A 12,994-nucleotide genomic window follows, 5' to 3' on the forward strand; every position below is an offset into this window, starting at 1 on the left:
ATATGCAAAGCGGCACGGTGAACGCGGCGGGCACCCTGGACGCCAGCGCGCCTGCGGGCGGCAATGGCGGCTTCATCGACACTTCGGCCGCGCACGTGAAGATCGACGATGCGCTGAAGGTGACGACGGCGGCAGCCAAGGGCTTGTCCGGCACCTGGCTGATCGATCCGACCGACTTCAATATCGCCGTTTCCGGCGGCGACATGACGGGCGCCTTCCTGAGCAACTCCTTGAAGTCGGGCAATGTGCAGATCCAGAGCGTGTCGGGCGGCAGCGGCACGCAAGGCAATATCAACGTCAACGACAATATCAACTGGACGGCCAACAAGCTGACCCTGACGGCGCAAAACAATATCAACATCAACAAGGCCATGCGCGGCGCGGGCACGGCCAGCCTGGCCCTCGAATATGGCCAGAGCGCGCTCGCGGCCGGCAATCTGTCCACCTATAACGTCAAGGCGGAAGTCGATTTGCCATCGGGCAATAATTTCAGCACCAAGCTGGGCAGTAACGGCAGCGTGACCGTGTATCAGGTGATCAACAGCCTGGGCGCTTTCAACAGCACGAGCGGCAACGATGTGCAGGGCATGCAGGGCAATTTGTCCGGCAACTATGTACTGGGCAGCAATATCGATGCCAGCGCCACGGGCAGCTGGGACATTGGCAAGGGATTTGTGCCCATCGGCAGCGCCGGGACGCCGTTCACGGGCAAGTTTGACGGCCTGGGGCATGAGCTGTATGGCTTGACCATCAACCGCGCCGAGATGCCGGTGGGGATGTTCGGCAACATCGGTACCGCCGGCAGCGTGCGCAACCTGAGCTTGAGCAATGTCAATATTTCGGGTTCGCAAGCCGTGTTCAGCGCCGCGTATACCGACATCGGCGCGCTGGCGGGGCGCAACAACGGCACCATCGAGAACGTGTCCAGCAGCGGCGCCGTGCATGGTTCCGGCTATATCAACATGGGCGCGCTGGTGGGCACCAATGCCGGTACGCTCAGCAACAGCCGCGCCGCCGGCACCGTCGTTGCCGGCGCGTATGGCGCCGCCGGCGGCCTGGTGGGCGTGAATGCGGCAGGCGGCTTGATCAAGGGCAGTTCCAGCGCCGTGGCCACCACCTCGGCCAATTATTTCGCCGGCGGTCTGGCGGTCTTCAACCGCGGCACGATCAGCGACAGCTACGCCACGGGCGCCGTCAGCGTCGGCAGTGCTGGCGGCAGCTATGGCGGCGGCCTGGCCGCCATTAACGACGCCACCGGCGTGGTGACGAACAGCTATGCCACGGGCAATGTCACGGGTGTATCCGGCCTGGGCGGCCTGCTGGGCAGGATAGAGTCGGGCGGCACGGTCGATAACAGCTATGCCACCGGCAATGTGACAGGCACTGGCAATAACATCGGCGGCCTGGTCGGCTTGTCGTATGGCCCGATACGCAACAGCTACGCCACCGGCAATGTGACTGCCAATTCCACCGTGGGCGGTGTCGTCGGCTACAACCTATCGACAATGACGAACGTCTATTACTCTGGCAAGCTCACGGCGGGGGGCGCCAGCGTCGGCATGATCGTCGGCGATAACAACGGCGGCACGGTGACGAATGCCTATTTCGACAAGAGCTTGAATGGCGCGATCGCCGCCATCGGCGCGACTGGCAACGCGGCCACTTCGAACGCGCTGGGCCTGACCAGCGCGCAGATGTTGCAAGGCAGTAATTTCGCAGGTTTCAATTTCACCAACACGGCCGGTGCGGCGGGCAACAACTGGGTGATCGTCAGCGGCGACGGTTCCATCAATGGCGCGAGCGCCGGCACGCGCCCCATGCTGGCGTCGGAATGGTCGAACACCATCAATTCCACGCACCAGCTGCAATTGATGGCAATGAACAAGGCCGCCAGCTACACGCTGGGCAGCAGCTTCAGCGCAGCCAGCACGGCCGCGAACGGCAACGACGTGTGGGGCAGCACTGGCTTTATTCCCGTCGGTACGGCAGGTTCGGCCTTCACGGGCAGCCTCGATGGTACCGGGCATATTGTTTCCAACCTCAATATTATCAAGTCGGGCGTGGCGGGCGTGGGCTTGTTTGGCGTCGTCGGTAGCGGCGGCGTGATCGCCAATGTGGGCTTGTCTGGCGGCGCAATCAGCGGCGGCGACAACACGGGCGCCCTGGCCGGCAGCAATGCGGGCACGATCAGCGGCAGCTTTGCCACCAGCGCCGTCACGGGCGCCAACAACGTTGGCGGCCTGGTGGGCACGAGTACGGGCACGCTCAAGGATAGCTATGCCAGCGGCGCGGTGACTGGCAGCAGTGGCGCGGGCGGCTTGGTGGGCAGCAACAGCGGCACCGTCGCCACCAGCTATGCGAATGGCAGCGTGAGCGGCGCGGGCGGCGGCCTGGTCGGCGCGGGCGCGGGCAGCGTCACGGGTAGTTACTGGGATACCACGGCCAGCGGCAAGGCAACGAGTGCGGGCGGCACGGACCTGACCACGAGCGGGCTCAAAACGCTGTCGAACTACACGGGCGCCGGCTGGGAATTGGCGCAGATGTGGGTAGTCTACGATGGCCAGAGCGCGCCTTTCTTGCGCTCGTTCATGAAGCAGATCACCGTGCGCGTTTCCTACGACAGCAAGGTGTATGACGGCGTGGCCTACGCTGGCGGCAGCAACAGCGTCAGCTACTCGAATACGGTGGCAGGCGCCAGCCTGCTGGGCACGCCCGTGTATGCGGGCAATGCCGCTGGCGCCGTGAATGCGGGCACGTATGGCGTGTCGGCCAGCGGCCTGTACTCTTCGGGCGGGCAGTCCGGCTATGCGATCAGCTATATCGACGGCGGCCTGGTGATCACGCCCAAGTCCGTCACCCTGAATGGCGCGGCCGTGAGCGGCAAGGTGTACGACGGCACCACCACGGCTTCCATCAGCGGCACCCTGAGCGGCGTGCTGGCCGGCGACCTGGCCAATGTGAGCTCGACCGTGAATGGCACGTATGCGAGCAAGAATGCGGGCAACGGCATTGCCGTGACGATCGACGCCGCCCTGGGCGGCAGCGCCGGCGGCAACTATGCGCTCGCGCCTGTCGTTGGCTTGACGGGGGATATCAGCAAGGCCACCATCAGCGGCGTGACCGGCATCGTCGCCGGCAACAAGACGTATGACGGCAGCGCCAACGCCAGCCTCAACACGACAGGCGCCACGTTTGCGGGCATGGTGGGCGGCGACAGCCTGAGCGTATCGGGCGCCAGCGGCAGCTTCGGCGACAAGAATGCGGGCACTGGCAAGACGGTCAGCATCAGCGGTATCGTTCTGGGCGGCACGGACGCGGGCAACTACAACCTGACCGGCACCACGGCCAGCAGCACAGCCGATATCGGCAAGGCCACCATCGCCAGCGTGGGCGGCATCGTGGCCGGCAACAAGACGTATGACGGCAGCGCCGCCGCCAGCCTGAACACGGCAGGGGCCACGTTTGCGGGCATGGTGGGCGGCGACAGCCTGACGGTGTCGGGCGCCAGCGGCAGCTTCGTCGACAAGAATGCCGCCAACGGCAAGACGGTCAATATCAGCGGCATGACCTTGGGCGGCACGGACGCCGATAACTATACTTTGGCCAGCAGCACGGCCAGCACGACGGCCAACATCAGCAAGGCCACTATCAATGGCGTGACCGGCATCGTTGCTGAAAATAAAGTGTATGACGGCAATGCCGCTGCCAGCCTGAACGCGGCGGGCGCCGCATTTGCCGGCATGGTGGGCGGCGACAGCCTGAGCGTGTCGGGTGCCAGCGGCAGCTTTGCCGACAAGAATGCCGCCAGCGGCAAGACGGTCAGCATCAGCGGCATCGCGCTGGGCGGCACGGACGCGGGCAACTACAGCCTGGCCAGCAGCACGGCCAGCAGCACAGCCGATATCAGCAAGGCCACCATCAGCGGCGTGGCCGGCATCGTAGCCGGCAACAAGGTGTATGACGGCAGCGCCGCCGCCAGCCTGAATACGGCGGGCGCCTCGTTTACGGGCATGGTGGGCGGCGACAGCCTGACGGTGTCGGGCGCCAGCGGCAGCTTTGCCGACAAGAACGCCGCCAACGGCAAGACGGTCAATATCAGCGGCATGACCTTGGGCGGCACGGATGCGGGCAACTACAACCTGGCCAGCAGCACGGCCAGCAGCAGCGCTAATATCAGCAAGGCCACCATCAATGGCGTGACCGGCATCGTTGCTGAAAATAAAGTATATGACGGCAATGCCACTGCCAGCCTGAATACGGCGGGCGCCGCATTTGCGGGCATGGTGGCCGGCGACAGCTTGAGCGTGTCGGGCGCCAGCGGCAGCTTTGCCGACAAGAATGCGGGCAATGGCAAGACGGTCAGCATCAGCGGCATCGCGCTGGGCGGCACGGATGCGGGTAATTACAACCTGACCGGCAGCACGGCCAGCAGCAGCGCCGACATCGCCAAGGCCACCATCGCCAGCGTGAGCGGCTTGGCGGCCGGCAACAAGGTGTATGACGGCAGCATGGCCGCCAGCCTGAACACTGCAGGCGCCGCTTTCAGCGGCATGGTGGCCGGCGACAACCTGACGGTGTCCAACGCGGTCGGCACGTTCAGCGACAAGAACGCCGGCAATGGCAAGGTCGTCAATGTCAGCGGTATCGTGCTGGGCGGCACGGATGCAGGCAATTACAACCTGGCCAGCGACACGGCCGCCAGCAGCGCCAATATCAGCGCCAAGGCGTTGACATTGACGGGCTTGAGTGGCGGCAATAAAGTCTACGACGGCACGGCCAATGCGAGCCTGGCCGGCGGCACCTTGAATGGCCTGGTCAATTCGGAAACCCTGGCCTTTATCGTCCAGGGCGCCAGCTACAGCGACAAGAACGCGGGCACGGGCAAGACCATTACGGTTGGCGGCGTGACCTTGAGCGATGGCACTGGCCTGGCCGGCAACTACACGCTGAATGCGCCTGCCAGCCTGACGGGGGATATTGCGAAGGCAACGATTTCCGGCATTAGCGGTTTGAGCGCCCTGGACAAGGTCTATAACGGCAACCTCAACGTCAGTCTCAGCCCCAGCTCGGCCGTGATTAATGGCAAGATTGCCGGCGACGATGTGCAGCTGTTCAGTGCGAGCGGCGCATTTACGGATAAAAACGTGGGCAGCAACAAGGCCGTCAATATTAGCAATATCGCCTTGTCCGGCAGCGACGTGGGAAATTATATTTTCACTAATAATTCTGCCACTGCCACGGCCAGTATCACGCCCAAGGCCGTCACGCTTTCCGGTGTGACGGCAGGCAATAAGGTCTACGATGGAACGACGGCGGCAATCTTGTTGGGCGGCAACTTGAGCGGCATGGTCGCGGGTGAAACGCTGGGCTTCAGCGGCGGCGTCGGCACGTTCAGCGACAAGAACGCGGGCACAGGCAAGCTGGTCACGATCAGCGGCACTGTCTTGCAGGACGGCACTGGCCTGGCCAGCAATTACACCTTCAGCAGCCCGGGCAATGTGAATGCCGACATCAGCAAGGCAAGCATTAGCGGCGTGACGAACGTGGGCGTCAATAACAAGACTTACGACGGCCTGGCGGATGCCACGCTCACCGGCGCGGCGACCTTCAATGGCAAGATTGGCAACGACAGCCTGACGCTGGCCGGCAATGGCGCCTTCAGCGACAAGAATGCGGGTACCGGCAAGACTGTCAGTGTGAGCGGCATCACCCTCGCTGGCGCCGATGCGGGCAACTACAACCTTGTCAGCACTGTTGCCAGCAGCACGGCCGACATCGCCAAGGCGGACATCAGCAGCGTGACGAACGTGGGCGTCAACAACAAGATCTACGATGGCTTGACCACGGCCACGCTCAATGGCGCGGCTATCTTCAACGGCAAGATCAGCGGCGATGTGCTGACGTTGGCCGGCAGCGGCGCCTTCGGCGACAAGAATGCGGGCACGGGCAAGACGGTGACGGTCAGCGGCATCACCCTCGGTGGCGCGGATGCGGGCAACTACAATCTTGTCAGCAATGCTTCCAGCGGCACGGCCGATATCGGCAAGGCAACTATCGGCAGCGTGACGGACGTGGGCGTGAACAGCAAGACTTACGATGGCTTGAGCACGGCCACGCTGAACGGCGCGGCGACCTTCAATGGCAAGATCGGCGGCGATACGCTGACGCTGGCCGGCACCAGTGCCTTCAGCGACAAGAATGCGGGCACGGGCAAGGCGGTGACGATCAGCGGCATCACGCTCGCTGGCGCCGATGCGGGCAACTACATTCTGAGCAGCAATACCGCCAGTGGCACGGCCGATATCACGCCAAAAGCCCTGACGCTCGTGGGCCAGCTAGCGGGCGACAAGGTGTATGACGGCAATGCGGTGGCGCAGCTGAGCGGCGGCAGCCTGTCCGGCCTGGTGGCGGGCGAAACCCTGGCCATCGCCGGACAGACGGCAGCGTTTGGCAACAAGAACGCGGGCAATGCCAAGGCCGTGACGGTCAGCGGCACCACCTTGCTGGACGGCTCCGGCTCGGCCAGCAACTACACGGTCAGCAATCCCACAGGCTTGACGGCCAACATCACGCCGGCGTCCATCAGCGCCATTTCCGGCATCGTGGCAGCGAACAAGGTGTACGACGGCGGCACGGCAGCCAGCCTGAACCTGGCGGGCGCCAGCTTCAATGGCATGGTGGCCGGCGACGCCTTGAGCCTGGCTGGCGGCCCCGTCCTTGGCGCATTCGGCGACAAGAATGCCGCAACGGGCAAGACCGTGACCATCAGCGGTCTGGGCCTGGGCGGCGCCGATGCAGGCAACTATGTGCTGGCCAGCAACCTGGCCAGTACCACGGCGGATATCACGCCAGCCACGCTGACGGTGAGCGCCAGCGGTGTCAACAAGGTGTATGACGCCACGACGAATGCCGTCGTCTCCCTGCGCGACAACCGCATCGGCAATGATCAGCTGAGTATTGCCAGCAATGGCGCCAGCTTCGGCGACAAGAATGCGGGCGTGGGCAAGACGGTGACGGTGGCCGGCATACGCCTGAGCGGCGCGGACGCGGGCAATTACGTGGTCAACGGCACCGCCAGCACCACGGCCACGATTACGCAGGCAGCGCTGACGGTGAAGGTCGATAACGCCGAAAAAGACCAGGGACGCGCCAATCCCGACTTCAGCGCCGGCTACAGCGGCTTGCTCGGTGGCGATACGCTGGCCGCTGAAGTGAGCGGCAAGCTGGCGTTCGGCACGCCGGCGACGACGGCTTCCGCGGCAGGCAGTTATCTGGTGTCGGCATCGGGCCAGGCGTCGACCAACTACGCGCTGAACTATGTTGACGGCGTGCTGACAGTCAAGCCGACGGAAGCGCTGCAAAGCGCGGTCGCGAGCGTGATCGCGGCTGTTGCCGTGGCGCCGTCGCAGGGTAATATGGTGCAGGCCGACATGATCGCCAGCGGCGAGGCGGCGCCAGGCAAGTCCGCCGCCACGCAGGATGCGCCGCGCGAGGCAGAGCAGGGCGCCGCGGGCAGCGCACCGGTGGTGCAGCTGGCGGGCAATGTCGTCAACAATGTCCTGCCCGGCTTGCGCCTGAGCGTGGTCGATAGCGGGCTGCGCCTGCCGGTCGAAGCTGGCGGCAACACGCGCCAGGACAGCCAGTAAGGCACGTGGCGTCTCCTTGCGGGGACGCCGGAGATGCCGCTTCGTGTTTCGAAGCGGCATTTTTTATGCCGGCGCGCCGTTGCAACGCTCATATAATTGCTGCACCATCGTTGTTTTCCATCAGAAGCGCAGCGCTGAACTGAAAGTACAATCGCATGACATCCAATTTCATCGGCGTGGCCGGCCTGCCGCGCGCCGGTTCCACCTTGCTGTGCCAGTTGCTGGCGCAGCATCCCGACCTGCATTGCGAAGGCAATAGTTCCCCCTTGTGCAACGCCTTGCTGGGCATGCGGCGCATGGTCAGCGACGATGCTTTCTTCCTGTCGCAACTCGATACGACATTCGAGACCAGCTACGGTCACCTGAAAACGGCCATGCAGGGTTTCTTGCGCGGCTGGTACCAGGACTGCGGCAAGCAGGGCGTGGTCGACAAGAACCGCGCCTGGCTGCACTGCGTGGAAATGCTGCTGCAACTGGCGCCGGAAGCGAAAATCATCGTTTGCGTGCGCGAACTGGGGCAAGTCTATGGCTCCATCGAGGCCCAGCACCAGCGCACCATCCTGCTCGACTTCGTCGATCACCTGGCCGACTTCGACCGCCTGGGGCGGGCCGACATGCTGTTTGCCAAGGACCGCACCATCGGTGCCCCATTGAGTTCGCTGCATGCCGTGCTGGACCTGCCCATCGAGGTGCAGCAGAAACTGTATTTCGTACGCTTCGAGGACTTGATGGCGCGGCCAGTGGAATGCATGTCGCACCTGTATACATGGCTGGGGCTGGCACCATTCCAGATCGATCCGCAGGCGCTGGCGGTCGGCATCCAGGAAAGCGACAGCCACTACCGCATGAAATACACGCACCGCCAGCAAGCCACCATCAGTGCGCCCAAGCAGCATGCGATTCCGCCGCGCATCCAGGCGCAAATCGAAAGTGCGTACGGCTGGTTTTATGAGCTGTATTATCCGGAAAGAGTGCAGGCGGCGCCGAAACCGGCCTGATTCTGGCGCGGCAGTGCTAATACCACTTGCCGCGCCATCGTTTGCGCGGTATTGCCGCTACCGCTCGCAGAATCTTCTTTTTTTCCTTTCCTCATTCTTCGCCTGCCACAGCGTGGCCAGACCGCCTGAAGTCACTGGTGTTGTAAAAAACACCGTTATATAAAACCACTTGACTACCAATTTTTAGCGTCGCATTCTCTGTGCAGAAAGCCGACGCTTCGCTGTGCTTTCTTTACGTACAACATAAAAGCTACTTCGATAGTTTTCGTATAACGTTCAGGAGACATTGTGAAGACACGGCAAATTAGCCGGCTGGCCTCGCCTTTGATGGCTGGCCTGCTGGGCAGCGCGCTGCTCGCTTGCGGCGGCAATTCCACCACCGAACCCCCATCGACCCTGCTGGCCGCCACGGCCGCCAGCGACAGTTGCGCGGCCTGGAGCGCCGCTGCCGTCTACACGGCGGGCCAGTGCGCCGTCTACGACGGCAAGGTGTACCGGGCCAAATGGTGGGTGCAGGGCACGGCGCCGAACAACGACCAGTGGGGACCGTGGAGCCTCGATAGCACCACGCCGACACCGACTCCCACGCCGACACCGACTCCCACGCCGACCCCGACACCGACTCCCACCCCGACGCCCACTCCAACACCGACGCCTACGCCTACGCCCGGCATTCCCACCAAGGCCCAGGCCGAAGCGAACGAGGCGGCGCTGACGAATAACGATTTCTTCCGCAAGGTCAAGGCCTCGATCCGCACCCTGGGCAATGCGGCCGTCGAAGCCGTGCAGCCCGGCCTGACCAGCAATCCCCTCAATGTCAAGCGCGTCGAGCGCCTGTTGCCGGCGGCGAAGTGGGATTACTATTTTGCCGCGCGCGACGCCAGCTATACGTATCAGCGCTTCCTGCAAGCGGTGGCCAAGTTCCCGGCCGTGTGCGACGACTACAGCGACGGGCGCAATGCGGACGCCATCTGCCGCCACAGCCTGGCGACCATGTTCGCCCATTTCGGGCAGGAAACGGGCGACCATAACGCCAGCAGCCCGCTGCCGCAATGGCGCCAGGGCTTGAAGTATTTGCGCGAACTGGGCTGCGACGAGACGGGCGCCGGCTGCGGTTACAACATCGAGTGCGCCGATCCCGTCTTCAACAAGGTGTGGACCTGCGGCAAGAATGCCGACGGCAGCTTCAAGAAGTATTTCGGCCGTGGCGCCAAGCAGCTGTCGTACAACTACAACTATGGGCCGTTTTCGCAAGCCATGCATGACGGCGATCAATCCGTGCTGCTGAAAAATCCGGACCTGGTGGCCTCGACGTGGCTGAACCTGGCGTCGGCCACGTTCTTCTTCGTCTATCCGCAACCGCCGAAACCGTCGATGCTGCATGTGCTCGATGGCACGTGGGTGCCGAACGCGGCCGATACGACGGCTGGCGCGGGCAATAACTTTGCCACCACCATCATGATCATCAACGCCGAATGCGGGCAGGGCACGGAAAAGCAGGCCGCGCAAAACCGCATCGATTACTACAAGCAATTTGCCGCCGACATGGGCTGGGATTATTCCGGCGAACAATTGTCTTGCGCCAACATGCAGCGCTTCACCCCGGCCAGTTCCGCCTCCTACAACATCTATTGGGAAAAGAACTGGAGCGCGGGTGGCGAGAACCAATGCCAGCTGGTCAGTTACCAAACCCCGTACAGCGCCTTGCTGGCCGGAAACTACGTGAAATGCGTGGAAGCCAACTGGAATGTGAAGTTGCAGTAGCAGTAAATGCAGGAATAGCCGGCCAGGGATAACAGTTGACAAGAGCCCCTTCAGGGGCCTGCAACAGCTCACAACGTACAACCTGTACAACCATAACGGAGACCAATACAACATGAAATCGAATGCATTATTGATGGCCCTGCTCAGCGGCGTGCTCGTCGCTTGCGGCGGCGGCCAGGAAGGCACGACCGCCACGCCCAACACCTTGCTGGCCGCCGCGGAAGCGTGCGCCGTCTGGGATGCCGCCACCGTCTACACGGGCGGCCAGTGCGTGCTGTACCAGGGCGTCACCTACAAGGCCAAGTGGTGGACGCAGGGCAATGTCCCCAGCGCCACCGACCAGTGGGGCCCATGGGCCGTGACGGATACCCCGACGCCGACACCGACCCCAACGCCGACACCGACCCCGACCCCGACCCCGACCCCGACACCGACACCGACACCGACACCGACACCAACGCCGACCCCGACGCCAACGCCGACACCGACCCCGACGCCGACACCGACTCCAACGCCCACACCGACGCCAACCCCCACGGCTTGCCGTCCGGACGGCTTGATCTCGGCCGTGCCGAATGTGCCGTATTGCAAGGTGTACGACGCGAATGGCCGCGAAGTGCTGGGCAATGGCTTGAACCGGCGCATCGTCGGCTATTTCGCCAGCTGGCGCACGGGCGCCGATGGCAGCCCGACTTACCTGGTGAACAATTTGCCGTGGGATAAGATCACCCACTTGAACTATGCGTTTGCCTCCGTCGATCCGGCCACGTCAAAAATCGCCATCGGCAGCGGTGCGGCCAATCCCGATACGGGCCTCACGTGGCCGAACGTGCCTGCCGCCGCCATGGACCCGTCGCTGCCGTACAAGGGCCACTTCAACTTGCTGTCGCAATACAAGAAGAAGTATCCGGGCGTGAAACTGATGATTTCCGTGGGCGGCTGGGCCGGCAGCGGCGGCTTCTATACGGCCACGACGAACGCGGACGGCAGCATCAACACGGCCGGCATCAACACCTTGGCCGATTCCATGGTGGCCTTCGTGCGCCAATACAACTTCTTCGATGGCGTCGATGTCGATTACGAACATCCGACCACCAACAATGAAGCAGGCAATCCGAACGACTTCGCCGTCTCGAAGCCGCGCCTGGCCGGCTTGATGACGAGCTACAACGTGCTGCTGAAGGTGCTGCGCCAGAAGCTCGACGAAGCGGCCGTGCAGGACAATAAATATTACCTGCTGACCATCGCCGGCTCGGCCTCGGGCTGGGTCTTGCGGGGCGAGGAAAACATGTCGGGATTGAAATATCTCGATTACGCCAGCCTGATGTCGTATGACTTGCACGGCGCGTGGAACCAGTACGTGGGACCGAACGCGGCGCTGTTTGACGACGGCAACGACGGTGAGTTGCGCGCCGGCAACGCCTACCAGTTCCAGAACATCGGCTATCTGAATACGGACTGGGCCTACCGCTATTACCGTGGCGCCATGCAGGCGGGGCGCATCAATATCGGCGTGCCGTTCTACACGCGGGGCTGGAAGGATGTGACGGGTGGCACGAATGGCTTGTGGGGCACGACGCCGTTGATCAGTTCCACGGTCACCTGTGCCGGCACCAAGACGTGCGGCACGGGCGCCACCGGCATCGACAACGTGTGGTATGACCTGGATTCGCAGGGCAAACCGACGCCAGGCGGCGGCAACCCCATCTGGCATGCGCTGAACTTGCAGAACGGTATCGTGCCGAGCTACCTGGATGCCTATAAAGTCACGGACAAGGCGCTGGTGGGTACGTATGTGCCGTATTACAGCAGCACCATGGTGGCGCCGTGGCTGTGGAATGCGACCAAGAAAGTATTCATTTCCACGGAAACCACGCAGTCGATCGCGGCCAAGGCCCAGTACATCGTCAACAACAATATCGGCGGCGTGATGATCTGGGAAATGGCGGGCGACTATGCCTGGGATGCCACGCGCAATGGCGGCAAGGGCGAGTATTTCATGGGCACCACCCTGACGGACGTGCTGTACCAGGCTTTCCGCACGGCTGGCGTGTATGGCAACAAGCGCGCCGAAATCGCCATGCCGGGCACGGCGGCCAATGTCAGCATCACCCTGGGCGGCTGGAAGCTGGGCGACAACAACTTCCCCATCAATCCGGTGATGACGGTGAAGAACAACACGGCATCGACCTTGCCGGGCGGCACCGTGGTGGAGTTCGACTATCCCGTCTCGGCGCCGTCGGACATGAGCGACCAGTCCGGCTTCGGCTTGACGGTGATCAATGCCGGCTACACGGGGCCGAACAATATCGGCGGCTTCACGAAGAACTACAACCGGGCCCGCTTTGCGATTCCCGCCTGGCAATCGCTGGCGCCGGGCGGCTCCGTGGCGCTGACCTTGAATTACCGCTTGCCGATCTCGGGACCTGCCAACTACACGGTCACCGTGGGCGGCACCAAGTATGCACTGACGCAAGAGTATCCGGAATTGCCGGTGGCGCTGCCGTAAGTTGAATCCGGTAGTGTAAACAGAGAAGGGCGGAACCGCGGTTCCGCCCTTTTTAGTTTCTGGCGTTAGCTAAGCTG

General features: G+C 63.1%; 4 protein-coding genes. All 4 read left to right on the forward strand.

Annotated elements, in window-relative coordinates:
• Positions 1-17 precede the first annotated feature (17 nt).
• The 4 genes from O3301_RS17415 (at position 18) to O3301_RS17430 (ending at position 12,917) form a co-directional block, all read left to right on the forward strand.
• Positions 18-7,646, forward strand: coding sequence for a YDG domain-containing protein (locus O3301_RS17415; RefSeq protein WP_305057004.1), 7,629 nt, complete (start codon positions 18-20; stop codon positions 7,644-7,646).
• A gap of 155 nt (positions 7,647-7,801) precedes the next feature.
• Positions 7,802-8,644 carry a sulfotransferase gene (locus O3301_RS17420; RefSeq protein WP_289911894.1) on the forward strand — a complete coding sequence of 281 codons (843 nt, stop codon included), beginning with the start codon at positions 7,802-7,804 and terminating at the stop codon, positions 8,642-8,644.
• A gap of 288 nt (positions 8,645-8,932) precedes the next feature.
• Positions 8,933-10,408, forward strand: coding sequence for a glycoside hydrolase family 19 protein (locus tag O3301_RS17425; protein ID WP_305057005.1), 1,476 nt, complete (start codon positions 8,933-8,935; stop codon positions 10,406-10,408).
• Between the two features lie 112 nt (positions 10,409-10,520).
• Positions 10,521-12,917 carry a glycosyl hydrolase family 18 protein gene (locus tag O3301_RS17430; protein ID WP_305057006.1) on the forward strand — a complete coding sequence of 799 codons (2,397 nt, stop codon included), beginning with the start codon at positions 10,521-10,523 and terminating at the stop codon, positions 12,915-12,917.
• Positions 12,918-12,994: the final 77 nt, after the last annotated feature.

This window comes from Janthinobacterium sp. SUN211, assembly GCF_030587315.1.
Lineage (GTDB): Bacteria > Pseudomonadota > Gammaproteobacteria > Burkholderiales > Burkholderiaceae_D > Janthinobacterium > Janthinobacterium kumbetense.